This window comes from Streptomyces fungicidicus (genome assembly GCF_003665435.1).
In the GTDB taxonomy this organism is placed as follows: domain Bacteria; phylum Actinomycetota; class Actinomycetes; order Streptomycetales; family Streptomycetaceae; genus Streptomyces; species Streptomyces fungicidicus.
This window is the reverse complement of sequence record NZ_CP023407.1, coordinates 4,327,501-4,353,245: the sequence shown is the minus strand read 5'-3', so window position 1 is coordinate 4,353,245 and position 25,745 is coordinate 4,327,501. Positions and strand designations below refer to the sequence as shown.

Annotated in this window: 27 protein-coding genes, 2 rRNA genes and 1 pseudogene (1 of these 30 running past the window's edge); 10 read left to right on the top strand and 20 right to left on the bottom strand. The window is 71.1% G+C overall.

Features of this window, described 5'->3' with window-relative positions; genetic code table 11:
* Nucleotides 1-114: 114 nt before the first annotated feature.
* The 4 genes from CNQ36_RS19965 to CNQ36_RS19950 all read left to right on the top strand — a co-directional run bounded on the left by CNQ36_RS19965 (nucleotide 115) and on the right by CNQ36_RS19950 (nucleotide 2,348).
* Nucleotides 115-684 (top strand): hypothetical protein, encoded by a 570-nt coding sequence (locus CNQ36_RS19965; RefSeq protein WP_121546998.1) that lies wholly within the window; start codon nucleotides 115-117, stop codon nucleotides 682-684.
* Nucleotides 681-911 (top strand): hypothetical protein, encoded by a 231-nt coding sequence (locus tag CNQ36_RS19960; protein WP_163013309.1) that lies wholly within the window; start codon nucleotides 681-683, stop codon nucleotides 909-911. The genes CNQ36_RS19965 and CNQ36_RS19960 overlap by 4 nt, the downstream gene beginning before the upstream one ends.
* Before the next feature lie 168 nt (nucleotides 912-1,079).
* Nucleotides 1,080-1,718, top strand: coding sequence for a DUF4232 domain-containing protein (locus CNQ36_RS19955; protein WP_121546996.1), 639 nt, complete (start codon nucleotides 1,080-1,082; stop codon nucleotides 1,716-1,718).
* A 102-nt stretch (nucleotides 1,719-1,820) separates the two neighbouring features.
* Nucleotides 1,821-2,348, top strand: coding sequence for an SMI1/KNR4 family protein (locus tag CNQ36_RS19950; RefSeq protein WP_121546995.1), 528 nt, complete (start codon nucleotides 1,821-1,823; stop codon nucleotides 2,346-2,348).
* Between the two features lie 2 nt (nucleotides 2,349-2,350).
* Here the strand turns inward: CNQ36_RS19950 and CNQ36_RS19945 are convergent, their stop codons facing one another.
* The 4 genes from CNQ36_RS19945 to CNQ36_RS19930 are packed head-to-tail and all read right to left on the bottom strand — an operon-like array spanning nucleotide 2,351 to nucleotide 5,315.
* Nucleotides 2,351-2,779 (bottom strand): ATP-binding protein, encoded by a 429-nt coding sequence (locus CNQ36_RS19945; RefSeq protein ID WP_121546994.1) that lies wholly within the window; start codon nucleotides 2,777-2,779, stop codon nucleotides 2,351-2,353.
* A 14-nt stretch (nucleotides 2,780-2,793) separates the two neighbouring features.
* A complete protein-coding gene (tgmC, locus tag CNQ36_RS19940) occupies nucleotides 2,794-4,068 on the bottom strand; it encodes an ATP-grasp peptide maturase system methyltransferase (protein ID WP_121546993.1) in 1,275 nt (424 codons plus the stop codon).
* Nucleotides 4,065-5,045: an ATP-grasp ribosomal peptide maturase gene (gene tgmB / locus CNQ36_RS19935; protein ID WP_121546992.1), complete on the bottom strand. Its 981-nt coding sequence runs from the start codon at nucleotides 5,043-5,045 to the stop codon at nucleotides 4,065-4,067. The genes tgmC and tgmB overlap by 4 nt, the downstream gene beginning before the upstream one ends.
* A gap of 3 nt (nucleotides 5,046-5,048) precedes the next feature.
* Nucleotides 5,049-5,315, bottom strand: a complete 267-nt coding sequence (locus CNQ36_RS19930; protein WP_121546991.1) for a putative ATP-grasp-modified RiPP — start codon at nucleotides 5,313-5,315, stop codon at nucleotides 5,049-5,051.
* Nucleotides 5,316-5,521: 206 nt separating this feature from the next.
* On the opposite strand from CNQ36_RS19930, the gene CNQ36_RS19925 reads away from it, so the two are divergent.
* Together CNQ36_RS19925 and CNQ36_RS19920 are read left to right on the top strand one after the other, a co-directional pair.
* Nucleotides 5,522-6,355, top strand: coding sequence for a helix-turn-helix domain-containing protein (locus CNQ36_RS19925; RefSeq protein WP_121546990.1), 834 nt, complete (start codon nucleotides 5,522-5,524; stop codon nucleotides 6,353-6,355).
* Complete coding sequence (locus CNQ36_RS19920) at nucleotides 6,352-6,531, top strand: DUF397 domain-containing protein (RefSeq protein WP_040906461.1); 180 nt, start codon at nucleotides 6,352-6,354, stop codon at nucleotides 6,529-6,531. The genes CNQ36_RS19925 and CNQ36_RS19920 overlap by 4 nt, the downstream gene beginning before the upstream one ends.
* Before the next feature lie 99 nt (nucleotides 6,532-6,630).
* Here CNQ36_RS19920 and CNQ36_RS19915 read toward each other — a convergent pair whose 3' ends face one another.
* Complete coding sequence (locus CNQ36_RS19915; protein ID WP_121546989.1) at nucleotides 6,631-7,338, bottom strand: class I SAM-dependent methyltransferase; 708 nt, start codon at nucleotides 7,336-7,338, stop codon at nucleotides 6,631-6,633.
* Between the two features lie 93 nt (nucleotides 7,339-7,431).
* Here CNQ36_RS19915 and CNQ36_RS19910 point away from each other — a divergent pair.
* Nucleotides 7,432-7,683 (top strand): annotated as a pseudogene (locus CNQ36_RS19910) (transcriptional regulator); the annotation flags it as partial.
* 131 nt (nucleotides 7,684-7,814) lie between these two features.
* Here CNQ36_RS19910 and CNQ36_RS19905 read toward each other — a convergent pair.
* The 5 genes from CNQ36_RS19905 to CNQ36_RS19885 all read right to left on the bottom strand — a co-directional run bounded on the left by CNQ36_RS19905 (nucleotide 7,815) and on the right by CNQ36_RS19885 (nucleotide 13,512).
* Nucleotides 7,815-9,512 (bottom strand): bifunctional uroporphyrinogen-III C-methyltransferase/uroporphyrinogen-III synthase, encoded by a 1,698-nt coding sequence (locus CNQ36_RS19905; RefSeq protein WP_004927922.1) that lies wholly within the window; start codon nucleotides 9,510-9,512, stop codon nucleotides 7,815-7,817.
* Entirely contained in the window at nucleotides 9,509-10,468 is a 960-nt protein-coding gene (gene hemC, locus CNQ36_RS19900; protein ID WP_121548525.1) for a hydroxymethylbilane synthase, read from the bottom strand. The genes CNQ36_RS19905 and hemC overlap by 4 nt, the downstream gene beginning before the upstream one ends.
* Nucleotides 10,468-12,165, bottom strand: a complete 1,698-nt coding sequence (locus CNQ36_RS19895) for a glutamyl-tRNA reductase (RefSeq protein WP_121546988.1) — start codon at nucleotides 12,163-12,165, stop codon at nucleotides 10,468-10,470. The genes hemC and CNQ36_RS19895 overlap by 1 nt, the downstream gene beginning before the upstream one ends.
* Complete coding sequence (locus tag CNQ36_RS19890; RefSeq protein WP_004927930.1) at nucleotides 12,162-12,944, bottom strand: redox-sensing transcriptional repressor Rex; 783 nt, start codon at nucleotides 12,942-12,944, stop codon at nucleotides 12,162-12,164. The genes CNQ36_RS19895 and CNQ36_RS19890 overlap by 4 nt, the downstream gene beginning before the upstream one ends.
* Before the next feature lie 289 nt (nucleotides 12,945-13,233).
* Complete coding sequence (locus CNQ36_RS19885) at nucleotides 13,234-13,512, bottom strand: glutaredoxin family protein (RefSeq protein ID WP_040906467.1); 279 nt, start codon at nucleotides 13,510-13,512, stop codon at nucleotides 13,234-13,236.
* Between the two features lie 104 nt (nucleotides 13,513-13,616).
* Between CNQ36_RS19885 and CNQ36_RS19880 the strand changes: the two genes are divergently transcribed.
* The 3 genes from CNQ36_RS19880 to CNQ36_RS19870 all read left to right on the top strand — a co-directional run bounded on the left by CNQ36_RS19880 (nucleotide 13,617) and on the right by CNQ36_RS19870 (nucleotide 17,384).
* Nucleotides 13,617-14,528: an HAD family hydrolase gene (locus CNQ36_RS19880; RefSeq protein WP_004927936.1), complete on the top strand. Its 912-nt coding sequence runs from the start codon at nucleotides 13,617-13,619 to the stop codon at nucleotides 14,526-14,528.
* Nucleotides 14,529-15,087: 559 nt separating this feature from the next.
* Nucleotides 15,088-15,936 (top strand): ECF subfamily RNA polymerase sigma factor, BldN family, encoded by an 849-nt coding sequence (locus CNQ36_RS19875; RefSeq protein WP_121546987.1) that lies wholly within the window; start codon nucleotides 15,088-15,090, stop codon nucleotides 15,934-15,936.
* Nucleotides 15,937-16,136: 200 nt separating this feature from the next.
* The gene (locus CNQ36_RS19870; RefSeq protein ID WP_121546986.1) at nucleotides 16,137-17,384 is read left to right on the top strand and encodes a DUF5667 domain-containing protein; all 1,248 of its coding nucleotides are present in this window, start codon (nucleotides 16,137-16,139) and stop codon (nucleotides 17,382-17,384) included.
* A 41-nt stretch (nucleotides 17,385-17,425) separates the two neighbouring features.
* Here CNQ36_RS19870 and CNQ36_RS19865 read toward each other — a convergent pair whose 3' ends face one another.
* The 10 genes from CNQ36_RS19865 to CNQ36_RS19820 form a co-directional block, all read right to left on the bottom strand.
* Nucleotides 17,426-18,496 (bottom strand): lysophospholipid acyltransferase family protein, encoded by a 1,071-nt coding sequence (locus CNQ36_RS19865; RefSeq protein WP_121546985.1) that lies wholly within the window; start codon nucleotides 18,494-18,496, stop codon nucleotides 17,426-17,428.
* Nucleotides 18,497-18,510: 14 nt separating this feature from the next.
* Complete coding sequence (locus CNQ36_RS19860) at nucleotides 18,511-19,572, bottom strand: NAD-dependent epimerase/dehydratase family protein (protein ID WP_121546984.1); 1,062 nt, start codon at nucleotides 19,570-19,572, stop codon at nucleotides 18,511-18,513.
* A 183-nt stretch (nucleotides 19,573-19,755) separates the two neighbouring features.
* Nucleotides 19,756-19,854: a 30S ribosomal protein bS22 gene (locus CNQ36_RS19855; protein WP_003948845.1), complete on the bottom strand. Its 99-nt coding sequence runs from the start codon at nucleotides 19,852-19,854 to the stop codon at nucleotides 19,756-19,758.
* 153 nt (nucleotides 19,855-20,007) lie between these two features.
* Nucleotides 20,008-20,220, bottom strand: coding sequence for a helix-turn-helix domain-containing protein (locus CNQ36_RS19850; RefSeq protein ID WP_157842153.1), 213 nt, complete (start codon nucleotides 20,218-20,220; stop codon nucleotides 20,008-20,010).
* Nucleotides 20,221-20,349: 129 nt separating this feature from the next.
* Nucleotides 20,350-21,165, bottom strand: coding sequence for a phosphatase (locus CNQ36_RS19845; RefSeq protein ID WP_121546983.1), 816 nt, complete (start codon nucleotides 21,163-21,165; stop codon nucleotides 20,350-20,352).
* 92 nt (nucleotides 21,166-21,257) lie between these two features.
* Complete coding sequence (locus CNQ36_RS19840; RefSeq protein ID WP_121546982.1) at nucleotides 21,258-22,430, bottom strand: acetoin utilization protein AcuC; 1,173 nt, start codon at nucleotides 22,428-22,430, stop codon at nucleotides 21,258-21,260.
* Nucleotides 22,381-23,619 carry an MFS transporter gene (locus CNQ36_RS19835; protein ID WP_121546981.1) on the bottom strand — a complete coding sequence of 413 codons (1,239 nt, stop codon included), beginning with the start codon at nucleotides 23,617-23,619 and terminating at the stop codon, nucleotides 22,381-22,383. Before CNQ36_RS19835 ends, CNQ36_RS19840 begins: the two co-directional genes overlap by 50 nt.
* A 60-nt stretch (nucleotides 23,620-23,679) precedes the next feature.
* Entirely contained in the window at nucleotides 23,680-24,342 is a 663-nt protein-coding gene (locus tag CNQ36_RS19830) for an HAD family hydrolase (RefSeq protein WP_121546980.1), read from the bottom strand.
* Nucleotides 24,343-24,403: 61 nt separating this feature from the next.
* Nucleotides 24,404-24,520, bottom strand: a 5S ribosomal RNA gene (rrf, locus tag CNQ36_RS19825).
* An 87-nt stretch (nucleotides 24,521-24,607) separates the two neighbouring features.
* A 23S ribosomal RNA gene (locus tag CNQ36_RS19820) occupies nucleotides 24,608-25,745 on the bottom strand; it runs 1,986 nt beyond the window's last position.

The following is a 25,745-nucleotide window of genomic DNA, read 5'->3' as shown; positions in this document are numbered from 1 at the left end:
CAGTCGGCCCGGCCCCCGGTGGGCACACCCTGACGCTGGACAGCCCCGAGGCGTTCGCCCGTACCGTGGCCGGGGACCTGGCCCGACAGGCGGGACCAGGTTCCTGGGGGGAGCATGTCGCAGACGCCGAGGGACCGCTGGGCGATCCCGCCGAAGATCGGCTATGTCAACGCCGCGCAGAACGCGCACTTCGTCGCGGCCCCACTGCTGGCCGCCGCGGCCATCGGGATCGCCGGGGTGATGGCCGCCGACGGCGACAAGTTCCGCTGGCCGGGACCGGCCATGACGCTGATGACGGTGTGCGCCGTCTTCTTCGTCTCCTGCATCCAGAGCAGCTTCAACGCGGCCACCCATCTCTTCAACCCGGCGGACCTGGACGCCTGGTACGGATCGTCCGAGAAACCTCCGGACACCGTCCTCATGCAGATCCAGCAACGCGACTTCCAGATCTGGAAACAGTCGTCCCGCAGAGCGGTCAGGCTCTACAACTGGGGTGTGGTGACACTCGGCATGGGCACGGCCACCGCGCTGGCCCCGCACGAGAGTGCCTCGTCCGCGCACGCGGCGTGCCGCTGGGCCGCCTGCGCGTTCGTGGTCGTCGCCACCGTGCGCGTGGCCGTCACCACGACGGCGGAGGCCCGACGCGTCCGACGCAACCGACACAGCCGGAGGCAGGAACCATGAGCATGGGCATCGACTGGGACGACGACTTCGACGACCGCGTGACGACGTACTGCCCCCTCTGCCGCGGCGCTTACCTGCCCGAATGGCGCGACCAGCAGGCCTGCTTCGACCACACCCCCGACTGCCCGGCCGGCATCCTCCCCACCCCGACCCTCCTCCGCCTCTACACCAGCGCGACCGCCGTCCGCACCGAGATCGCCCGCCGCCGCGCGGAGGACCCCTCCTGACCCACCCTCACCCTCCCCCGGCACGATACGGACGGGATACGCCTGTAACAGGGGTGTACCAGCGGATGGTTGGGCGAAACGGCGGACGGACCGGACGGCTCTTGGTGGGCGGAAACGCCGTCCCGCGCCGACGGGCCGGCACCCGACCGACACCGAGGAAGACACCCCATGCGCCTCAACAAGATCGCCCTCGCCGCCCTGGCCGTCGTCGCGGGTCTCTCGCTCAGCGCCTGCCAGAACGACGACGCGACGAGCGACTCCTCCGCCGCCGCCTCGTCCCCCTCCGCCGGTGGCTCGGAATCCGGCTCAGCGAAGGACTCCACCGGGAAGGACTCGGAAGAGGGGCAGGGCACGGTCGCCGGAACCGGTTCCAACGAGAACGGCGAGATCGGCGAGTGCCGCACCGACGAACTTGAGGTCACGGCGACGGACAGCACCATCGACGGCGACGAGGACGGCAGCGTCGCGGTGGAGTTCAAGAACGGGGGCGGCCGGGACTGCGCCCTCTCGGGTTACGCGGGCGTCGATCTGAAGACCAACGCGGGCTCCCTGTCCGCCGAGCGCACCGGCGAGCAGTCCCCCTCGGTCGTCCTCAAGGACGGCGAGTCGGTGTTCTTCGGCATCACCTACCCGATCAACGACTCGGGCGGCTCCGGCGTCCGCGTCACCGGCCTGGTGGTGACCCCGCCGAACGAGACGAAGTCGGTCACCCTCGACTGGCCGGGCGCCGCCTCGCTGCCCGTCACGGACGGCTCCGGCACCCCGGTACGGGTAGGTCCGATCGGCAGCGCCGGCCAGGGCGGCTGACCCGCACCATCGGCCCCCGGCCCACCACCCGCACACCAGCGGCCTGCCCCGATCCGGCCGGCAGGCTCGGACGTACGTCAGGCCGGCGGTTACGGTACGCGCGTGAACCAGACGACCGATGACCACCGCGCCCTTCCCCCCGCCCTCGCCGAACTGGCCCGCATGGAGATCGACTACGCGGACGGCGAGGGGATCGACTTCGAACCGTACGGTGTCTTCGACTCGGCCGAGGAGACCACCGACTGGCTGCGCCAATGGACGGGTAACCCCGAAGTCGGCGGTGACGCCTACCGAGTGTTCGGGCAGGACGGGTCCGGCGGCCTCGCGGCCCTCTGGTACGTGCGGCCCGGCCTGCCCCTCACCGAACAGCCCGTGGTCTTCGTGGGCTCGGAGGGCGAGTGCGGCGTGGTGGCCGGGAACCTCTCCGACTTCCTGTGGATGCTGGCCGACGGCTGCGGGCCTTTCGAGGCCGTGATGTACGGGGCCGCCCAGTCACGCTCCGACGCGGCCCTCACCGCACTCGCCGAACGCCATGCCACCACCCCTCGGCGTCCGGCCCGAGACATCGTGACCGAGGCCCGCGCCGAGTTCCCGGCCTTCGCCGAGGACATCGACGCCCTCTGCCGCTGAGGTCACCGGAAGCGTCCGAGCTCCACCTCGGCCCACACGGTCTTGCACGGGAACGGCCCCGGCAGCACACCCCAGCGGTCGGCCGCCTCCTCCACCAGCAGCAGCCCGTAGCCCGACTCGGCGGGCTCCGGTGGAGCGTCACGGGTGACGGGTGCGTTCTCGCCCCTGGGGTCGATCACCTCGATGCGCAGCACCCCGTCCATGGTGAGGGCGAGGGTGAGCCGGAAGCCCCGGCCGGGGACCCGGCCGTGCAGAACGGCGTTCGCGGCGAGTTCGGCGACGATCAGCCGGGCCGGGTCCAACGGCACTCCCCAGGCCTCCAGTTGCTCGGCGGCGAGCAGACGGGCGAGCCGGGCACCCCGACATGTGGTGGAGAGCGGCACGGTGTACTGGCGGAGCGGAGTGCGCGGTGCGGTGATCCTTTGATTCATGTCACTCAGCGTGTTCACTCACGTGCCAGTTGTGAAGACGAGTGACCCGTGCGACCGGAGGCTGTCCGGCTCCGTCCGGGCCGCCCCTCGGGCGATGGCAGCGGAAGGCAGGGCACCCGCGGGTGCCTCAGATGCTGCCCGCCATGGTGGACGCTCAGGGTGAAGCTCTCCGACCCCGGCCGTCCGGCAGCTTCGTAGACGTCGACGACCCGCTCGACGCTCTCCCACAGCCTGACCGGTCCGCCCTCCCGCACACGCCAACCGCCCTCGCAGTCCGGGGTCAGCGTGGCGGCCGACCCGCTGACCACGTCGACCAGGTGCACGACGTCGCCGACGGTGGCCAGTTGCGCACCGGGCACCGCGCTCTGCACGAGGAAACGCAGGTGGAAGGCCTCCTCGGTCGCGGCGGTGATCCGCTCGGGCCCGTGCCGGGCGTCCCGCGCCTCCCCCGGCAGCTCCGCCGCCCAGTGGGCGGGGTTACCGAAGGCCGGCGCCGCATGGGTACGCGCCGACATGAAGGAGACGGTGCCGCCCAGCAGGCACCCTTCGGCGGTACCGTCCCCGGAGACCGTGAGCAGGACGCGGGCGTAGCCGTAGAGCCAGCCGGACAGCGTCAGCAGGATCTTCCCGCCCGGCCGGGTCTGGGCGACGAGAGCCGGAGGCACGGCCCGGAAGGAACAGGCCGCGACGATTCGGTCGAACGGGGCCTCGGGCCAGTACCCGTACACCCCGTCCGCGACCGCGAGAGTGGGCGCGTAACCGCAGCCGTGCAGCGAGCTCGCGGCCCGCTCCAGCCGGTACGGGTCCACGTCGACGCTCGTCACGCCGGCCGACCCGAGGCGTTCGCAGGCGAGCGCGGTCGAGTACCCCGTCCCCGTGCCGATCTCCAGCACCGTGTGCCCCTCCCGCACGTCGGCGTCGGCCCACATCCGCACCACGAGCGACGGCAGGGTGGAGGACGAGGTCGGCGCCCCTCCGTGCCGCTCGGCCGGGTGCTCCCAGTCGGGTTCGTCACCGTCGAACTGCGTGATGAGCGTGGTGTCGGAGTACGCGGCGGCCAGCCAGCGCCCGGGATCGAGCGCGGCGGTGACCGGCTGCCACACGGTCAGCCCCAGCCCGTCCCGCTCCTCACCGGGCAGATAGAAGCCGGGCGCGAACCGGTGCCGGGGCACCGCCTCCACCGCCGCCCGCCAGGCGGGATCGTCCAGCACCCCGCGTACGGCGAGGTCCTCCGCCATGATCGCGCGCAGCCGCGCGGCATCGGTTTCGAGGTCGACGGGCAGCGTCATGGACGGCCCTTCCTTTCCACGGTGAGGAGGTCGGCGAACGCCTCGGTGATGTCGTCGGCGTCGGGAAGCCAGCCCCACTGCCCGTTCGGGTTGCACTCGATCGCCGTCCAGTGTTCCGGGTCGTCGCCGTCACCGGTGAGGGCGAAGTCGAAGCAGCCGAAGACCAGACCGAACGAGGCCAGGTAGGTGTGCAGCGCCGCCTCGATGGGCGGCGGCACCGTGATCGGGGCGTGGAGCAGGGCGTCCCAGTCGCCCCGGCGCCAGTCCAGCGCGCCGTCCGGTGCGGCGATCTGCTGGGCGAAGACACGACGGCCGACCACGGTGACGCGCACGTCACCGGTCTTGGGGATCTCGGCCTGGAACAGGTGGGCGGTCGCGGTGAGCGTGTCGTCGAAGGTCCCCGGGTCGACCCGCTGGGTCCAGATCGCCCCGGCGCGTCCGTCGTCGTCCGCGGGCAGACCGCGGAACGTCTTGCATACGACGGGGCCGTGCTCGGCGGCGAACTCCCGCGCCGCCTTACGGTCGTTGGTGATCAGCGTCGGAGGAATCCTCAGTCCGAGCCGGGCGAGCCTGCGGAGCTGGGCGGGCTTGGACTCCGCGCGAGCCACCGCGGCCGGGTGGTTGACGTACCGGACGCCGGACAGGGCGTTCAGGACCCCGCCGAGCCCGTGCCGCGCCTCGGCGGCGGCGAAGTCCCGCTGCTGTCGGGGCAGATGCGCGAACCGGGGACCGTACGGAGTGGGGCGGCGGTAGTACACCGCCGCCACCTCTCCCGGCTCCACCTCCCGGCTCGCCGTACGCAGTCGTCCGCGCCATGCCGGACGGCCCGCGCCGATGCGGAAGCCGAACATCAGAGCGGGCCCGACGTCGGCGGGGTCGACCCGGACGACGGGCACCTCACGCTCGTTCAACGCGGCGACGACCCGGTCCGCCGTGACGTCTTCCAGCGCGGTGACGACCAGGACGGTGGAGGCCATCGGTCAGTCCGATTCGTAGTCGGTGGTGCTGTCGTCCCTCGTCTGGGACTGCGGGCCGTTCCCGTCACCGCCCCCGGACACGGATGCGGTGCTGGCCGTCCTCGACGTCCCGTGCTTGCCCATCTCGACCGGCCGCCCGGCGGTGTCGGTGTAGCGGGCGGTCTGCGTGACGGGGTCGAGCGTCACGGTCGCGTAAGGCGGCGGCCCGACCGGCAGCCGGTCGGTGACCAGGCGCAGCGCCCAGGGTGCCTCGGGGGCGAGTGTCGTCATGGGGGGTCCCTTCTATGTCCGCGATGCGGAGTTCCAGATTCTCGCCACACAGTGTGCTCACGCGTGCGCACACTGTGAATACGGGCAGCTCGTACGGCCAACGTCTGTACGCCGGCTGTCCGGTTTCTGTCCGGCCTGCCCGGGGTGACCGGGCACGGGCGGCCGGAGTTGGTCCGGGGAAGGGCGCGCGACGGGAGGCGGCGAACATGGGTGAGTGGGAAGCGGGGCTGGACGACGAAGAGGCCGGGGCCGTGATGCGCACGGTCACACGGCAGTTGAAACTGTGGCGGGAGGCAGCCGGCCTTACGCAGGCGGAGTTCGGGGCGGCGATCAAGTACGGGGAGGAGACGGTCTCCTGCGTGGAGCGAGGGCGGCGGATCCCCCGGCCGGAGTACTTGGACGCGGCGGACGAGGTGTTGGGCGCGGGCGGGAAGATCGCAGCGCTCAAGCAGGACGTGGCAGAGGTCCGGTACCCGAAAAAGGTACGGGACCTGAAGAAATTGGAGGCAGAGGCCACCGAGCTGTGTGCCTACAACAATTCCGTCATCCATGGATTGCTGCAGACCGAGAAGTACGCACGGGCAGTGCTCAGCGCCCGCCGCCCGCCCTTCACCGCCGACCAGTTGGAGCAGCAGGTGTCGGCCCGCGTGGCACGACAGGAGATCGTCAGTGACACGACGGCTCGACCGCTCTTCAACTTCGTCCAGTGTGAGTCAACGCTCCGACGACCCATTGGGGGCAAGATGGTCATGCGTGAGCAGCTCGAAAGGCTGTTGCAGGTGGCCAAGTTCCCCAACGTCGACCTCCAGGTGCTGCCCCTGGGCCGCGAGGAGAACTCCGGGCTCGACGGCTCGTTCAGGTTGCTCAGGCTCGAGGACGGCAGCACTGTCGGTCATGTCGAAGTGGCGCACATCAGCCGTGTGATCGCGGAGCCGAAGGAGGTGCAGCTTCTGGACATCCAGTATGGAATCATCCGGGCACAGGCTCTCAGCCCACGGGAGTCGATGGCCCTCATCGAGAAAGCGCTTGGAGAGACATGAAGCTGGAGTGGATAAAGAGCAGTTACAGCACGTCCAGCGGCCCCGACTGCGTCGAGGTGGCCACCCCCGACGAGTGTCACATCCTCGTCCGCGACTCCAAGGTCCCGAACGGCCCCCGCCTCGCCGTCACGGCCACCACCTGGGCCGCATTCCTGCCGTACGCGTCCGAGCGCTGACGTAGCAAACACACGTGGCCCGCACCCGGATGCCCGGGTGCGGGCCACGCTTGCGCGTCAGTCGGCGGCCGAGGCCTCAGCGACCGTCCCCGGCGGCCATCACGGCAGCGGACCGCGGCATGCGGTGAGCAACAGTGTGTCGGCTGCTCGCGGCCCCTGCCCGGCGGGCAGGAGATCGCCGCTGATCCGCGTGAATCCGGCCTCGTCGAGAAGCTTGGCCCATACGTGCTCCTGGAGCACCCAGCGACGCATCGTGACCGGCTCCCCGTCCGGGGTCTTGGCCGGAATGTCGGCGTGCTCCACGTCAGGCTGTGCGGGCGCCCCGCTGAGGTAGTGGGCGAGAGTGGAGAACACCAGCCGCCCGCCCCGCCGCAGCGCGGACGCCGCCGCCGGCAACAGGTGGCGCGGCTCTGTGAAGTCGACCGCGCCGAACACGCTGTAGAGCACGTCATACGTGCCTGGCGCCGCCTGCAAGTGCTCCACGACGTCCGACCGGACCAACTGCAGGCGTGGCGCGAGATGGCCGTACAGGTCCGTGGCCATGGTGTGCTGGGCGGGTGATGCGTCGAGGGCGACGACCCGGGCGGGCCGGTGATGCACGGCCAGGTGGGCGGCATGCCGGGCTGCGCCCGCGCCGAGATCGGCGACGCACAGTCCGGACAGGTCACCGAGAACGTCCGGACCGGGCCCGCAGTCCTGGCCCCAGGCCCACCGGAACGTGTCGGGCACGGTCCGGTCACTAGCGTGGCGGGTGCGGCCGTAGTGGTACCACAAGTCTGCAGAGGCGAGGGCTGTCACCCGGCCCATGGTGGCGCGCGCAGCCTCCGGGCGGACCGGTTCGAGGGAATCTCACCCCTACGTGCCCTGGACTCCGGCGGTCGGCCGGAGCCCAAAGCACCGGGAGGGAACCTGCGCGCCGACCAGTTCCCGACCGCCGAGCGCGAGGCCCGCATGGGTACCGACATGGCGCGCGCGTGGTGGGCGTGGAACCGACCCGAACAAGCGGCCCGCGCCCTGCTGCACGCCTACCGGGCCAGCCCCGGCGAAGTACGCGACCGGCCGGCGATCCGGAGCATCGTCGACGAACTCGCCGAGCGACACCCGCGGACCACGGGCGTACGGGAACTCCACACCGCGGTGACCCGAGTCTGAACAGGTGCTGCAAGACACGGCGTCCGCCTGCCGGATGTCCGGAGGCCGAGTGTCGCGGTGGCGGCGTCGGAGGCCGGACGAAGAGGGGCGCCCCCGAAAGGACGCCCCTCCTCACCTCGTGCGGACGACCGTCAGGTCGTCGACCGGCGTCTCCGCGCCCCCGGGCGCCGCTCGCTCGGCCGGGTCACCGGGTCGCCGGCGTCCAAGGCGGCGAGCCGGCGGCGGGTGCCGAAGTCGGCCAAGGCCTCCGCCAGCTTGTGGACCGACGGCTCGGGAGCCATCACGTCCACCCGTAGGCCGTGCTCCTCGGCCGTCTTCGCCGTGGCCGGGCCGATGCAGGCGATCACCGTCACGTTGTGCGGCTTGCCCGCGATGCCGACCAGGTTCCGGACCGTCGACGACGACGTGAACAGCACCGCGTCGAAGCCGCCGCCCTTGATCGCCTCACGGGTCTCCGCCGGGGGCGGCGAGGCGCGCACGGTCCGGTAGGCCGTGACGTCGTCGACCTCCCAGCCGAGCTCGATGAGGCCCGCGACCAGGGTCTCCGTGGCGATGTCGGCGCGCGGGAGGAAGACCCTGTCGATCGGGTCGAAGACCGGGTCGTACGGCGGCCAGTCTTCCAGCAGACCGGCGGCGGACTGCTCACCGCTCGGCACCAGGTCCGGCTTCACGCCGAAGGCGATCAGCGCGTTGGCCGTCTGCTCGCCCACCGCCGCGACCTTGATACCGGCGAAGGCACGGGCGTCGAGGCCGTACTCCTCGAACTTCTCGCGGACCGCCTTCACCGCGTTGACCGAGGTGAACGCGATCCACTCGTAGCGGCCGGTCACCAGGCCCTTGACCGCGCGCTCCATCTGCTGGGGCGTGCGCGGGGGCTCGACGGCGATCGTCGGCACCTCGTGCGGGACGGCGCCGTACGACCGCAGCTGGTCGGAGAGCGACGCCGCCTGCTCCTTCGTACGCGGCACGAGCACCTTCCAGCCGAACAGCGGCTTGGACTCGAACCACGCCAGCCGGTCGCGCTGGGCGGGGGCGGAACGCTCGCCGACCACGGCTATCACCGGCCGGCCGCCCTCCGGGGACGGCAGCACCTTCGCCTGCTTCAGCGTCTGCGCGATCGTGCCGAGCGTCGCCGCCCAGGTGCGCTGCCGGGTCGTCGTACCGGCGACGGTCACCGTCATCGGGGTGTCGGGCTTGCGTCCGGCGGACACCAGTTCGCCCGCCGCGGCGGCCACGGAGTCGAGCGTGGTGGACACGACCACCGTGCCGTCCGACGCCCCGACCTCCGTCCAGCACCGGTCGGACGCCGTGCGGGCGTCGACGAACCGCACGTCCGCGCCCTCGGCGTCCCGCAGCGGCACACCCGCGTACGCGGGCACGCCGACGGCGGTGGCGATACCGGGGACGACCTCGAACGGCACCCCGGCCGAGGCGCACGCCAGCATCTCCTCGGCGGCGTACGTGTCGAGCCCGGGATCACCGGACACCGCACGCACGACCCGCCTGCCGCCCCGCGCGGCCTCCATGACAAGATGTGCCGCATCCCGCATCGCGGGGACAGCGGCGGTTGTTGACGCCCCGTCAACGACCGTCAGCTGGGGCGTGCCCGTGCCCGGATCCGACGTGTCGGAGTCCGTGTGCACTTCGGCGACGCCCTGCCTCGCGTGCGTGCGTACGACGTCGAGCACCTCGTGCTCGGCGACGAGGACGTCCGCGTTCGCCAGCGCCTCCACGGCGCGCAGGGTCAGCAGTCCCGGATCCCCGGGTCCGGCACCGAGGAAGGTGACGTGCCCGTGTTCCGGAGGGGCGGGAAGGGTGGTGGGGCTCACTGTGCTCGCTCCCCCATCAGACCGGCCGCGCCCTGCGCGAGCATCCCGGTCGCGAGATCGCGACCGAGTGCCATCGCCGCCTCGTGCGTCTCGGGCACGGGACCGGTGGTGGACAGCTGCACCAGCGTCGAGCCGTCGGTCGTGCCGACGACGCCGCGCAGGCGCATTTCCTTGACAATCTGCCCGTCGGCCAGCAGGTCGGCCAGCGCACCCACAGGGGCGCTGCACCCGGCCTCCAGGGCGGCGAGCAGTGACCGCTCGGCCGTCACGGCGGCCCGCGTGAGCGGGTCGTCGAGTTCGGCGAGTTCGGCGATGAGCGCCGCGTTGTCCGCGGTGCACTCGATCGCCAGCGCCCCCTGGCCGGGGGCGGGCAGAACAGTGTCGACCGACAGGAAGTCGGTCACGTCCTCGCTGCGGCCGACCCGGTTCAGTCCGGCGGCGGCCAGCACCACGGCGTCCAGGTCGCCCTTGGTGACGTACCCGATGCGGGTGTCGACGTTGCCCCGGATCGGGACCGTCTCGAAGTCCATGCCGTGGCTGCGCGCGTACGCGTTCAGCTGCGCCATGCGGCGCGGCGAGCCGGTGCCTATGCGGGCGCCGCGCGGCAGGTCGGTGAGCTTCAGCGCGTCCCGCGCGACGACCACGTCGCGCGGGTCCTCGCGCACCGGTATGGCCGCCACGACCAGTTCGTCGGGCTGCGTGGTGGGCAGGTCCTTCAGCGAGTGCACCGCGAAGTCCACCTCGCCCCGCGCCAGCGCCTCGCGCAGCGCGGCGACGAACACGCCCGTGCCGCCGATCTGCGCGAGGTGCTCGCGCGAGACGTCGCCGTACGTGGTGATCTCGACGAGCTCGACGGGCCGTCCGGTCACCTGGCTCACGGCTTCCGCCACCTGCCCGGACTGGGCCATGGCGAGCTTGCTCCGCCTGGTCCCCAGCCTCAGTGCCTTCTCAGTCATCACGGCCCTCGGTTCTCTGCGTTCTTCTCGGTGCTTTCCTCGGCGCGGGAGACGGAGGCCACCGTCTCGGGGTCGAGGTCGAACAGGGTGCGCAGCGCGTCCGCGTACCCGGCGCCGCCGGGCTCGGCCGCGAGCTGCTTGACGCGCACGGTCGGCGCGTGCAGCAGCTTGTCGACCACCCGCCGCACGGTCTGGGTGATCTCCGCGCGGTGCTTGTCGTCCAGGCCGGGAAGCCGCCCCTCCAGTCGGGCGATCTCGCCGGCCACCACATCGGCCGCCATGGTGCGCAGGGCGACGACAGTCGGCGTGATGTGCGCCGCCCGCTGTGCCGCCCCGAACGCGGCGACCTCGTCGGAGACGATACGCCGGACCTGGTCCACATCGGCAGCCATCGGAGCGTCCGCGGACGCCTCGGCGAGCGACTCGATGTCGACCAGCCGCACCCCGGCGAGGCGGTGCGCGGCCGCGTCGATGTCGCGCGGCATCGCGAGGTCCAGCAGGAACAGCACGGGCTCGGGGCGCGGCGGCTCGGCCACCGGCTCCGGACGGCGCCGCTCGGGGATCCGGCCGACGGTGGAGGCGGTCGCGGCGAGCGCGCCGATCAGCTCGGCGTCGGCGCCGGGGCCGCCGCGGGCGGACTCCCTGCGGTCGGCGGTGCCGCTCGCGGCCCACGCCGCGTGCTGCTCCAGCGTCGCCGCGTCCATCCCGGCGACGGCCGCCTCCCCCATCACGGAGAAGCCGGGCCGTACGGCGGACAGGTCCAGCGGGCAGCCCTCGTCGGCGCCCGCCGAGGCGGGCCCCGGAGGCGTTTCCGCGGCCGCCTCCTCGTCGAGGTCGACGACCACCGGCCGGCCGGTGCGGCTCCCGGCGCCCGCGGCGATCGCGTCGGCCGTCAGGACCAGCCCCGTCGCGCCGGTGCAGGAGACGACGACATCTGCACGTGTCAGCTCGAACGGCACCGAGTCCATCGGGACCGCGCGGGCCAGCACGTCCGTGTCGTCGCCCTCGCCCAGGATCGCCGCGAGGCGCTCGGCGCGCTCGGGCGTGCGGTTGGCGATCGCGATCTCCGCGACCCCGGCCCGCGCGAGCGTGGCCGCGGCCAGCGAGGACATCGAGCCGGCGCCTATGACCAGGGCCCTCTTGTCCCGCGCCCAGATCTCGACGGGCGCGCCCAGGGCCAGCTGCTCCATGCCGAACGTCACCAGGGACTGCCCGGCCCGGTCGATGCCGGTCTCGGAGTGGGCGCGCTTGCCGACCCGCAGCGCCTGCTGGAACAGGTCGTTCAGCAGACGGCCCGCGGTGTGCAGTTCCTGCGCGCGGGCCAGCGAGTCCTTGATCTGGCCGAGGATCTGGCCTTCGCCCACGACCATCGAGTCCAGCCCGCAGGCCACCGAGAACAGGTGGTGGACGGCCCGGTCCTCGTAGTGCACATAGAGATAAGGAGTGAGCTCCTCCAGGCCGACCCCGCTGTGCTGGGCGAGCAGCGTGGACAGCTCGGCGACACCGGCGTGGAACTTGTCCACGTCGGCGTACAGCTCGATCCGGTTGCAGGTGGCGAGGACCGCGCCCTCGGCCGCGGGCTCCGCGGCGACCGTGTCCTGCAGCAGCTTGGTCTGCGCGTCCACGTGCAGCGAGGCCCGCTCCAGCACGCTGACCGGCGCGCTGCGGTGACTCAGTCCGACGACGAGGAGACTCATGCCGGCATCACGGCGGGCACGTCCCCGTCGGGTCCCTGGTCGGTGCCGGAGTCCCGGCCGGAGGCGGAGCTGCGGCGGGCGGCGGCCGGGGCGGCGGGGGCCTCCGCGGTGGCCTCCTCGCCGGCCTTGCGCTGCTCGTGGAAGGCGAGGATCTGCAGCTCGATGGAGAGGTCCACCTTGCGCACGTCGACACCGTCCGGGACGGTCAGCACGGTCGGCGCGAAGTTCAGGATGGAGGTGACACCGGCGGCCACGAGACGGTCGCAGACCTGCTGGGCGGCGCCGGCGGGGGTGGCGATCACGCCGATCGACACGCCGTTGTCCTGGATGATCGACTCGAGCTCGTCGGTGTGCTGCACCGGGATGCCGGCGACGGGCTTCCCGGCCATCGCCGGGTCGGCGTCGATCAGCGCGGCGACCCGGAAGCCACGGGAGGCGAACCCGCCGTAGTTGGCGAGGGCGGCGCCGAGGTTACCGATTCCTACGATCACAACCGGCCAGTCCTGGGTGAGGCCGAGTTCGCGGGAGATCTGGTACACGAGATACTCGACGTCGTAGCCGACGCCCCTGGTCCCGTAGGAGCCCAGGTAGGAGAAGTCCTTGCGCAGCTTCGCGGAGTTGACCCCCGCGGCGGCCGCCAGCTCCTCCGAGGAGACCGTGGGCACCGAGCGCTCCGAGAGCGCCGTGAGGGCGCGGAGATACAGCGGAAGACGGGCGACGGTGGCCTCGGGAATCCCTCGGCTACGGGTCGCCGGTCGGTGAGTTCGGCCAGTTGCCACGGTGCTCCTGCGGGTAGAGCGGGGCTTCAGGCGGTCATACGTCCCCGGACCGCCCCGTCGAATGCAGGCTATGTCTTTGTGAACGCGTGCACAAAGATTGTGTCCGATTTGCCCGGCCAACGTGACCGGGGTCACGCGCCCCCGGCGCACTCGCGCGGAACCGGCGGACGAGCAGCACCGTTCCTTTTCTTCCGGGGGCAAAACCGCACACTCTCCTCTGTGAATCCCGCCCCCGAGACCTGGTCACCATCGATCCTAAGCGACTTTCCGGTCACTTTGAACTGGTCGGTCAGTCCCCGAGGGCCTTGCGGAGACGACCCTCGTCCACGCGCCAGAAGGTGTGCTGGCGCCCGTCGACGAGGACGACGGGGATCTGCTCCCAGTACTGGTCGTGCAGCGCCGGGTCCTGGGTGATGTCCTTCCGCTCCCACGGGACACCGAGCTCCCCGCACACCTTCTCCACCACCGCCTGCGCGTCGTCGCACAGATGGCAGCCGGGCTTGCGGACGAGGGTGACGAGCCGGTCCCCCGGGGCGGCCGGGGTACTGCGGCGGAAGAGAGGGGTCATACGGGCCATTGTCCCGCCCGGCGCGACACCCCGGACACGCAGAGTTCACGGCGTCCGAACCTCTCGGCTCCGGAACCGCCCGGCCGACTGGCTATGCTCACGCCATGGCCGCTCTCGGATGGCTCACTCCCCGTAGGCGCTCCGCCACGGCGCGGAGCGTGTTGGCAGGCGAGGCCTCGGCGGAGGCAGCACGCAAGTCCACCCAGGAAGTTTCCGAACGTGAACCGGAGTTCCCGGTACACGGGGACGAACACGCCGCCGCGTTCTTCGACCTGGACAACACCGTGATGCAGGGCGCCGCCCTGTTCCACTTCGGGCGGGGCCTGTACAAGCGGAAGTTCTTCGACACGCGCGACCTGGCCCGGTTCGCCTGGCAGCAGGCGTGGTTCCGGCTGGCCGGGGTCGAGGACCCCGAGCACATGCAGGAGGCCCGCGACTCGGCCCTCTCCATCGTCCAGGGCCACCGCGTCTCCGAGCTGCAGTCCATCGGCGAGGAGATCTACGACGAGTACATGGCCGAGCGGATCTGGCCGGGCACCCGGGCGCTGGCGCAGGCGCACCTCGACGCGGGACAGCGGGTGTGGCTGGTCACGGCGGCGCCGGTGGAGATCGCCACGGTGATCGCCCGCAGGCTGGGGCTGACCGGGGCGCTGGGCACGGTCGCCGAGTCGGTCGGCGGCGTGTACACGGGCAAACTGGTGGGCGAGCCGCTGCACGGCCCGGCGAAGGCGGAGGCGGTACGCGCGCTGGCGCTCGCGGAGGAGCTGGACCTGGGGCGCTGCGCGGCGTACAGCGACTCGCACAACGACATCCCGATGCTGTCGCTGGTGGGCCACCCCTACGCGATCAACCCGGACTCCAAGCTCCGCAAGCACGCGCGGCGGATGGACTGGCGTCTGCGCGACTACCGCACCGGACGCAAGGCCGCGAAGGTCGGCATCCCGGCGGCGGCGGGCGTCGGAGCGGTGGCCGGCGGCACAGCAGCCGCCATCGCCCTCCACCGCAAACGCCGCTAACCTCCCGACCCCCGCCGCCGGCCCCACCGCGGGAACACCCCTCACCGCCGCCCCCGACTCAGGCCGTGGCCGGCCACGGTCAGCACCCCCGCCGCCCTCCGCGGGCAGTCGTGCCGCTGGGGCGGCACGGGTGGGCGCGACGGCACCCCGCAAACGCCGGGCAGCGCAACCCACCCCCGCCCAGCCCCCCGCACCGGCGGCAACCCACACCACCCCGCCGCCCAGGGCCACGAAACCGCACCACCCCGGTCAACACAGCCCAATCCACCGGCGCTACCCCGCAACCCCCCTGTCCAGTCCACTTGGCTGCACACGGCCACAACTCGCCCCACACCGCCCAGAAACACGAACGTTTCCGGTCAAGAACCGGTCACTACCTGGCACCCAACCACCCCCCAACCGGTTACGGAAGCGACGTAATCGATGATTTGAGCAACTCGGTGTAGCAGCCCCTACACGAAGCGTTATTCTCCTCAGACGCATTCCGGGCCCACCCCTCACCACCTTGGGTGAACGGCCCCGCACCGTACGTGATGAAAGCTCTGCCTCTGGGAGTCCCGTGTACCCACACGTCGGGGTTGACGCCTCGGGCCTGGCTACGCTGCGCGCAACAGTCGCGACAGCCCGAGAGATGTTGCGCGGAATCGTCCCCCCCGCGCACGCGGTCCCCGCTCTCGCCAGCGCCACCGCCACCGCCACCACCGGCCCGTGCTACGCCCTGGCCGACGGCGGCGCCGCGGTCGGCAGACGAGGCCGCCACACCACAGCACCCGCCGGCGCGGCCAGGGGGGCGGCCAGAGGAGCCGCCGCCCGGACGGCCGGCGGCGCCCCCGCCACCCGCAGGCCCGCCGCGGACAGCGACAGCGCCCGGATGATGGACCTCGTCGAGCGCGCACAGGCCGGCGAGGCCGAGGCCTTCGGACGTCTCTACGACCAGTACAGCGACACCGTGTACCGCTACATCTACTACCGGGTCGGCGGCAAGGCGACCGCCGAGGACCTCACCAGCGAGACGTTCCTGCGCGCACTGCGCCGCATCGGCACCTTCACCTGGCAGGGCCGCGACTTCGGCGCCTGGCTGGTGACCATCGCCCGCAACCTCGTCGCCGACCACTTCAAGTCCAGCCGCTTCCGCCTCGAGGTCACCACCGGGGAGATGCTCGACGCCAACGAGGTCGAGCGCTCCCCCGAGGATTCCGTTCTCGAGTCACTCTCCAACGCCGCCCTCCTCGATGCCGTACGACGACTCAACCCCCAACAGCAGGAGTGCGTCACGCTCCGGTTCCTCCAGGGTCTGTCCGTCGCCGAGACCGCCCGCGTGATGGGCAAGAACGAGGGCGCCATCAAGACCCTCCAGTACCGGGCCGTCCGCACCCTCGCCCGCCTCCTCCCGGAAGACGCCCGCTGACCGGACGACCGGACCCGCCGACCGGTCGGCCGGACGACACTCCGCGACAGTCAACTCACGTTGCGTAAAACCCGGTTGGCTTCCCGATTCGGCGATCCCGAATGCGTAACCCAAGTGCCGCGCCGCTCGTTGTGCGGGATACAGGCTCCCTGCGGTCACCCCTGGGGAGTCGACCGTGATGACGAGAGGAGGTGCCGCCTGTGATCGCTAACGTATCGGCGCACCGGCGGGCCAACGCCTTCGCCCAGGCCCTGGAGGAGCAGTCCGACCGGGGCACGGCGGCCGAGCAGTCCGAAGGATCGCCACCGGCCCCGGCCGCCGCGGAGACCGGGCAGGCACAGCTGCTCGCGCTGACCTCCGGCCTCGGCGCGCTACCCAAGCCGGCGCTGGACCCCGAGGTCAAGGTCGTCCAGCGGGCCCAGCTGGTGGCCGCGTTCGAGGCCATGCTCCAGGAGGGCACCGCGGCGGGCGGGGCGACGGGCCCGGGCGTGCCCGAGCAGCGCGCGCACCGGGCCAGGGGCGCCCACCGGGCGAGCCCGCTGGGCAAGCTGCGACCGCGCTCCAGGCTGGCGAAGGGGCTCACCGCCGGCGGACTCACCGTCGGCGTCGCCGCGGGCGCCCTCGGCGGGGTGGCCGCCGCCAGCTCCGACGCCCTGCCGGGCGACTCCCTCTACGGGGTCAAGCGCGGCATCGAGGACGTCAAGCTCGGCCTCGCCGACGGAAACGACGAGCGCGGCCGGGTCTATCTCGACCACGCCTCCACCCGCCTCGGCGAAGCCCGCCGGCTGATGGAGCGCACCCGCAGCGGCCCGCTCGACCACGAGTCCCTCGGCGAGGTCCGCCGCACCCTGTCCGGCATGCGGCACGACGCCGCCGAGGGCCACCGGCTGCTGCGCGAGGCGTACGAGCGGAACCCCGACTCCCTGGGCCCGATGCAGGCCCTCTCCTCCTTCTCCCACGCGCACCGCCAGACCTGGGGCACCCTGCGCGACCGGCTGCCCGTGCAGCTGGGGGACGTGAGTGAGCAGGTCTCGTCGGTGTTCGACGCCATAGAGCAGGACGTGGCCCCGCTGGAGTCGCTGCTCCCCCAGTCGCCGACCGACGACAAGGGCGCCGGAGACCGGCGGCGCGGCACCGGATCGACCCCCGAGGACCCGTCCGCCACGGGCCCCTCGCACTCCCCCGGCAGCGGCGCGTCCGGCGAGAGCCGCTCCAGCAGTGCGGGACCCTCCGGTTCCGCCGAGAACGACCGGGACGGCGACGGACTGCTCGGCGGCAACACCGGCGGACTGCTCGACCAGCCCAAGGAGAGCGGCTCGCTCACCACCCCGCCACCGGCCGTGGGCGGCGGCGGCATCACCCCGCCCCCCGCGCCCGACGTCACCCTCCCGCCGCTCCTGCCCGGACTCCTCCCGGGCCTGGGCATCGAAGCCGAGGACGCGGACTAGGCACCAGGGGCGCCCCTCACCACGAGGGGCGCCCCCGACCCCTAGAAGAACACCGACCGGCGCTGCACCAGCAGCTTGTAGAGGGTGTGCTGGATCTGCTCCCTGACCTGGTCGGTCAGGTTGAACATCAGCATCGGATCCTCCGCCGCCTCCGGCGGATAACCGTCCGTCGGAATCGGCTCACCGAACTGGATCGTCCACTTCGTCGGCAGCGGCACCGCGCCCAACGGGCCGAGCCAGGGGAACGTCGGCGTCAACGGGAAGTACGGGAAGCCCAGCACCCGGGCCAGCGTCTTCGCGTTGCCGATCATCGGATAGATCTCCTCCGCCCCGACGATCGAGCAGGGAACGATCGGGGCGCCCTGCCGCAGCGCGGTCGAGACGAACCCTCCCCGCCCGAACCGCTGCAGCTTGTACCGCTCGCTGAACGGCTTCCCGATGCCCTTGAACCCCTCCGGCATCACCCCCACCAGCTCGCCCTGCGCGAGCAGACGCTCGGCGTCCTCCGCGCAGGCCAGGGTGTGCCCGAGCTTGCGGGCGAGCTCGTTGACCACCGGCAGCACGAACACCAGGTCCGCCGCGAGCAGCCGCAGATGGCGGTCGGCCGGATGGTGGTCGTGCACGGCGATCTGCATCATCAGGCCGTCCACCGGCACCGTCCCGGAGTGGTTGGCGACGATCAGCGCCCCGCCCTCCGCCGGGATGTTCTCGATGCCCTTCACCTCGACCCGGAAGTACTTCTCGTACACCGGGCGCAGCAGGGACATCAGGACCTGGTCGGTGAGCTCCTCGTCGTAGCCGAAGTCGTCGACCTCGTAGTCCCCGGTGAGCCGGCGGCGCAGGAAGGCCAGCCCGCTCGCGACCCGCCGTTCCAGTCCGCCGATCCCTTCACCGGTGCCGTCACCGGCCTGCTCCTGGGGCTGCTCCTCGTCACCGGTCACCGGATCATCATCCGGTACGGACGCCATGCCCGGCAGCGGCTGGACCTCCCCCACCGCGGCGGACCGGCCGCCGCCCCGGCTCCCTGCGCCTCGACGGCGCGAGGGGCGCTGCGCCGCGCCGCCGCGGGAGCGGTGGTCGTCGTCGAACGGAATGACCTTGGCGTCCGCCATCGTTGCTGCGCTCCTCAGTTGGCGCTCTGCGTCGGGGGGTGACCGCTGCCCGGCAGGGGCAGCGCGGCGATCCGGTCGACGGCCTTCGCGACCTTCTCCGGCGGCAGCAGCCCGGGGCCGCGGCCGCGCACGAAGTCCGCAAACGTTTCAGCAGTCGAGTACTTCGGGGTGAAGCCCAGCGTCTCCCGCATCTGGTCCGTCGACACCACCCGCCCGTGGGTGAGCAGCCGGATCTGCTCGGGCGAGAAGTCCGTCACGCCCAGCGTACGCACCAGCGAGCCCGCCCAGGTGACCGCGGGAAGCAGCAACGGCACGGTGGGCCTGCCCAGCCTCCGCGAGCACTGCGACAGCAGCAGGACGCCGTCCCCGGCGACGTTGAAGGTGCCGCTGTTGAGCGTGCCACGGCGGGGTTCGTGCGCGCCGATCCGCAGCACCTCGATGACGTCGTCCTCGTGCACGAACTGCAGCCGCGGGTCGTAGCCGAGCACGGTCGGCAGCACCGGCAGCGCGAAGTACGCGGCGAGCGGACTGTCCGCGGCGGGACCCAGGATGTTGGCGAACCTGAGCACGCACACGGCGACGTCCGGACGGCGGCGCGCGAAGCCGCGCACATAGCCCTCGACCTCCACCGTGTCCTTCGCGAACCCGCCGCTGGGCAGCGACTTGGGCGGCGTCGACTCGGTGAAGACGGCCGGGTCGCGGGGCGCGGACCCGTACACGTTCGTACTGGACTTCACGACCAGCCGCTTGATGTTCGGGGACTTCTGGCAGGCCCCCAGCAGCTGCATGGTGCCGATGACGTTGGTCTCCTTCAGCGCGGCCCGGCCGCCGCTGCCGAGCGGCATGCCCGTCACGTCGAGGTGGACGACCGTGTCGGCGCCCGACTCGGCGAGGACCCGCGCGATGCTGGGCTGCCGGATGTCCGCCTGGACGAAGTCGGCGCCGCCCAGATGGTGCCCGGGCGGCACCGCGTCCACGGCGACGACCCGGTCCACCTCGGGATCACGCAGGATCCGCCGGACGAAACGGCCCCCCAGCTGACGGGCCACCCCGGTCACGAGCACGACCTTTCCCAAGATCAGCGCCTTCCTCTCGCCCTGCCCCCGACGGTCAACCTATCGGGTCGCCGTCGCTCTGTGGTGTCCACCGGATGCTTGAAGTGACGACGAGCCGTGGACGAATGACCCGGACGTACGAATGGCAGTGGCCCCCCACCGGAATGCGGTGAGGGGCCACTGGACACGCTTTCGCGCTGTCGCTTACTTCTTGTTGCGACGCTGAACGCGCGTGCGCTTGAGCAGCTTGCGGTGCTTCTTCTTGGCCATCCGCTTGCGCCGCTTCTTGATAACAGAGCCCACGACTACCCTCGCTCACTTCTCATCACTCGGTGTTTGGGCGCCATGGGCCCACACGACCTACGAGGGGCTAGCCTACCGGTCCGAGCGCTGAGGTCGTAATCGAGGTGACCGGAGAGGCCCGTGAGTGCCCGGTACGGGCCTCCCGGCTCGTCGTCAGGCGGTGTCCACCCCCACGTAACTCTCGCGGAGGTACTCGTGAACCGCTTGCTCGGGGACGCGGAAGGACCGCCCCACCCGGATCGCGGGCAGATGACCGCTGTGCACCAGCCGGTACACGGTCATCTTCGACACTCGCATCACCGAGGCGACTTCCGCCACGGTAAGGAACTGAACCTCGTTCAGAGGCCTTTCGCCAGCTGCAGCCATGACACACCTGAACCTTCCGCACTCGACGGCCACCGGCTTCCCCTTCCGGTGACTCTTCGTCGCTGCGTGCTCACTCCCCAATGTAGGGGCGGGTGATGCGAGTGGGGAAGAGGTGCACCCATCGGCGGCCTACTGTGACAGACACGCTCGATTGAGTACGTAGCGGGCCAGCGGCAGGTAGTAGTCGGACCGCACGCCGTCATCAAGTGGAACGACGAGCGACACGGACCCCTCGGCCTCACCGACGAACGGCGCGGGGTCGTTCACATCGGCCGCCCCGACCGCTTCGAACCCCAGCTGACCTGCTCCGCAGACCCAGCCGTGGTCGCCGATCACCAGTTCCGGAAGCGGCCCGCCGGCGTCGGCGGCCGCGGCCAGCGCGGCCCGAACCGGGAGCGGGGAGTGCGTGTGCGCGCCGGGCTCACCACCGGGGCGTTCACCGGTGTCCGCCCGGACGAGCCCGACTCCCCGTACGTAGTCGAGGTTGTGCGTGCGTAGACCGAACCGGGTCGTTATGTCGACAGAGCGACCCTGCGCGGGGGTGAGGACGGCACATCCCGCCGCCGACAGGGCGTCTGCGAGAGCGGCGTAGAAGCCGAGCATCCGGTGCGGGTGCCCGGTGCCCAGCAGCACCGGCTCGCCACGCCCGGCGGCGACCGCGAGCCGCCCCGCCAGGGCGTCCAGGGCGGCCAGCGTCCGCTCGGGGTCGATCACATCATGGCCCGAAGTGTGCGCGGGATCGACCGAAACCCCGCATCTGTCCGCCATCAACATGAGCAATTCCCGCTCGCCCCACACCCCTTCCGGGTCCAGCCCGATCAGCAGGCGCGGATCCCGGGCGGCGAACAGCCGGTAACTCCGCAGGCTCTCCTCCCGTGTGGTGCCCACGGCACCGGCGAGCCCGGCCGCGAGGAGATGCGCACGGAGGTCGACGTCGGTCAGCACGCAAGCGATGCTGCGCGATACCGGAGCCGGGCGCGGCCGGAACGGGGGAACACCGCACGGTCGGCGTAACGGAACGCCCGGCCGCCGCGACGTCAGGGCAGCAGCCCCCGCAGCGGGAACACCGCACGCCGCGCCGCCAGGATCGCCTGGTCCAGCCGGTCCGCCGGGTCGTAGCCCTCGTCCCACGCGGCCCAGGAGACCGGCCACCGGCCGTCCGTCATCCGCCGCGGCGCCGGCTGCCGGGTCCGGGCGTACACCTGCTGCCGCCAGTCCTCGGGGATCATCGTGGTGGGGTCCACCGGCCGCTCGGCGGCGATGCCCACCAGATGCGTCCAGGACCGCGGCACGACCTCCACCACCGCGTAGCCGCCACCGCCCAGCGCCACCCAGCGGCCGTCGGCGTACTCGTGCGCCAGCTCGTGACACGCCACCTGCACCGCCCGCTGGGCGTCCAGCGACACCGCCAGGTGGGCCAGCGGGTCCTCGAAGTGCGTGTCGGCCCCGTGCTGGGTCACCAGCACCTGCGGCCGGAAGTCCGCGAGCAGCTCCGGTACGACGGAGTGGAACGCCCGCACCCACCCCGCGTCCCCGGTGCCGGCCGGCAGGGCGACGTTGACCGCGCTGCCCTCGGCGCTGTCCGCCCCCGTCTCCTCCGGCCACCCGGTCTGCGGGAACAGCGTGCGCGGATGCTCGTGCAGCGAGACCGTCAGCACCCGCGGGTCCTCCCAGAACGCCGCCTGCACGCCGTCCCCGTGGTGCACGTCGACGTCCACGTACGCGACCCGCTCGGCGCCCAGCTCCAGGAGCCGCGCGATCGCCAGCGCCGCGTCGTTGTAGACGCAGAAGCCGGAGGCCGCACCCGGCATGGCGTGGTGCAGCCCGCCCGCGAAGTTCACGGCGTGCGCCGCGTCCCCCCGCCACACGGCCTCCGCCGCCCCCACCGACTGGCCCGCGATCAGCGCCGACACCTCGTGCATCCCGGCGAACGCGGGATCGTCGACGGTCCCCAGCCCGTACGACTGGTCCGCCGCCGCCGGATCGGCCGACGCGGCGCGCACGGCCGCGATGTAGTCCTCCCGGTGGACGAGCCGCAGCGTCGACTCCCCGGCCGCCTTCGCGGCGACCACCCGCACCTCACGGTCGAGCCCCAGGGCACCGACCAGACTCCGGGTCAGCGCGAGCCGGACCGGGTCCATGGGATGGTCCCGGCCGAAGTCATAGCCCGTTACTGCCTCGTCCCACATCAGCTGTGTGCGGCCGCTCATGCCCGCCACCGTATCGGTCCGGTTGAGCCGCGAACGACCTGGCGTACACGAGCGTCACCAGCACCAACACCATCGGCACCAGCATGGCCCCGCGGTAGCTCCAGGCATCGCCGAGCGCCCCGACCAGCGGCGAACCGATCAGGAAGCCCACGTAATTGAAGACGTTGAGCCGCGCGACGGCCGCGTCCGACGCCCCCGGACGGCCGCTCTCGAAGGCACGCCGCCCCGCCGCCGCGAAGGTCCCCGGCACCAGCACGCACAGCCCGATCCCCAGCAGCGTGAACCCCAGCATGCCCACCCAGGCGCCCGGCGCCCCGGCCACCACGGCGAACCCCGCCGCCGCCACCAGCGCCCCCGCCCGCACCACCGCCACGGCCCCGAACCGCCGCACGGAGACGTCCCCGAGCGCCCGCCCCAGCAGCGTGGTGACCATGTAGACGTTGTACGGAACGGTCGCCAGCTGCTCCGAGCTCCCCAGCACGTCCTGGAGGTACTTCGCGCTCCAGTTGGAGACCGTCGAGTCCCCGATGTACGCCACCGTCATCACCAGGCACAGCGGCAGCAGCCACTTGAGTCCGGCGGTGGCGCCCCCGCCCTCCGCGGCCGCCTCCTCCACCGGCGACCGCTCACCACCCCGGTCGACGTACCACCGGCTCCCCACCAGCGCGGCCGGCAGCAGCACCAGCACCACCGGCAGGTACGACACCCACAGCGCCAGCTCCCAGTGCGCCCCGGCCCAGGCGAGCGAGGCCCCGACGATCCCGCCCAGGCTGTACGCGGCGTGGAAACTCAGCATGATGCTGCGCCCGTACGACCGCTGCAGACTCACCCCGAGCATGTTCATCGAGGCGTCCAGCGCGCCGACCGCCAGCCCGAACGCGGCCAGCGCCACCGCCAGCCCGGCCATGTGCTCCCCGGCTCCCACGCCCAGCAGCGCCAGCAGCACGACGGGCTGCGACCAGCGCAGCACCCGGCTCGGCGGCACCCGCTTCACCAGACGCCCGGTGGCGACGCTGCCGACGCCGGCCAGGATCGGCACGGCGGCCAGGAAGACCGGCAGCAGCGCGTCGGAGACCCCGTAGCGGTCCTGGATGGCCGGGATCCGCGTCACGAGCAGAGCGAAGGCGACGCCCTGCGCGAGGAAGCTGAACGCCAGCGAGGCCCTGCCGCGCCGCAGCACATCAGTCATGGCGGCGAGCGTAGGGCTCGGGGGTACCGGTGGGTAGATCCGGTAGAAGGTGAATCCTGCTCAGTTTCCGCCCTGGTCCGCCTCGAGCAGCCCGGTCAACTCCCGCATGTCGTCGAAGAGTCGCGCGGCGCCGCTGAGCTTCCCGGCCGGCGTCATCGCGGTGAACCCGTACACGTCCATGCCGGCCGCCACCGCGGCCCGGACGCCCAGCGGGCTGTCCTCGACGACCACGCAGCGCGCGGGGGCCACGCCCATGCGTTCCGCCGCGTACAGGAACAGGTCCGGCGCGGGCTTGCCCCGTCCCACGTCCTGCGAGCTGAAGATCCGCTCGTCGTCGAACCAGCGGTCGAGCCCGGTCGTCCGGTGCCCCACCCGGATCCGCTCATGGCTCCCGGACGAGGCCACGCAGTACGGCACCCCGTCGGCGGCCAGCTTCTCGAGTACGTCCATGGCGCCGACGACCGGCTTCAGCTCCCGCTCGAACGCGGCGAACACCCGGGCGTGGAACACGTCGTCGAAGTCCGCCGGCAACCGCCGCCCGGTCCGCTCCTCCACGAGGTCGTGCACGCGGTGCATGGCGGAACCCATGTAGTCGCGGATGGAGTCGTCGTAGGACGTCGGGTGGCCGAGTTCGGTGAGATAGGCGGCCAGAAGCCGATTGGAGATCGGCTCACTGTCGACGAGAACGCCGTCGTTGTCGAAGATGACGAGGTCATAGCGCATACCTTGACCATAAACGCAGAAAACCCCGCACCGTATCGGTGCGGGGTTTTCCTGAAAAATTGTTCGGCGGCGTCCTACTCTCCCACAGGGTCCCCCCTGCAGTACCATCGGCGCTGTAAGGCTTAGCTTCCGGGTTCGGAATGTAACCGGGCGTTTCCCCTACGCTATGACCACCGAAACACTATGAAACTGACAACCGCACCATGTGTGGCACATGGGGTTGTTGTTCGTGGTTTCAGAACCAACACAGTGGACGCGAGCAACTGAGGACAAGCCCTCGGCCTATTAGTACCGGTCAACTCCACACGTTACCGTGCTTCCATATCCGGCCTATCAACCCAGTCGTCTACTGGGAGCCTTACCCTCTCTAGGAGGTGGGAGTCCTCATCTCGAAGCAGGCTTCCCGCTTAGATGCTTTCAGCGGTTATCCCTCCCGAACGTAGCCAACCAGCCATGCCCTTGGCAGAACAACTGGCACACCAGAGGTTCGTCCGTCCCGGTCCTCTCGTACTAGGGACAGCCCTTCTCAAGACTCCTACGCGCACAGCGGATAGGGACCGAACTGTCTCACGACGTTCTAAACCCAGCTCGCGTACCGCTTTAATGGGCGAACAGCCCAACCCTTGGGACCGACTCCAGCCCCAGGATGCGACGAGCCGACATCGAGGTGCCAAACCATCCCGTCGATATGGACTCTTGGGGAAGATCAGCCTGTTATCCCCGGGGTACCTTTTATCCGTTGAGCGACGGCGCTTCCACAAGCCACCGCCGGATCACTAGTCCCGACTTTCGTCCCTGCTCGACCCGTCGGTCTCACAGTCAAGCTCCCTTGTGCACTTACACTCAACACCTGATTGCCAACCAGGCTGAGGGAACCTTTGGGCGCCTCCGTTACTCTTTAGGAGGCAACCGCCCCAGTTAAACTACCCATCAGACACTGTCCCTGATCCGGATCACGGACCCAGGTTAGACATCCAGCACGACCAGACTGGTATTTCAACGACGACTCCCCCTGAACTGGCGTCCAGAGTTCAAAGTCTCCCAGCTATCCTACACAAGCCGAACCGAACACCAATATCAAACTGTAGTAAAGGTCCCGGGGTCTTTCCGTCCTGCTGCGCGAAACGAGCATCTTTACTCGTAGTGCAATTTCACCGGGCCTATGGTTGAGACAGTCGAGAAGTCGTTACGCCATTCGTGCAGGTCGGAACTTACCCGACAAGGAATTTCGCTACCTTAGGATGGTTATAGTTACCACCGCCGTTTACTGGCGCTTAAGTTCTCAGCTTCGCCCACCCGAAAGTGAGCTAACCGGTCCCCTTAACGTTCCAGCACCGGGCAGGCGTCAGTCCGTATACATCGCCTTACGGCTTCGCACGGACCTGTGTTTTTAGTAAACAGTC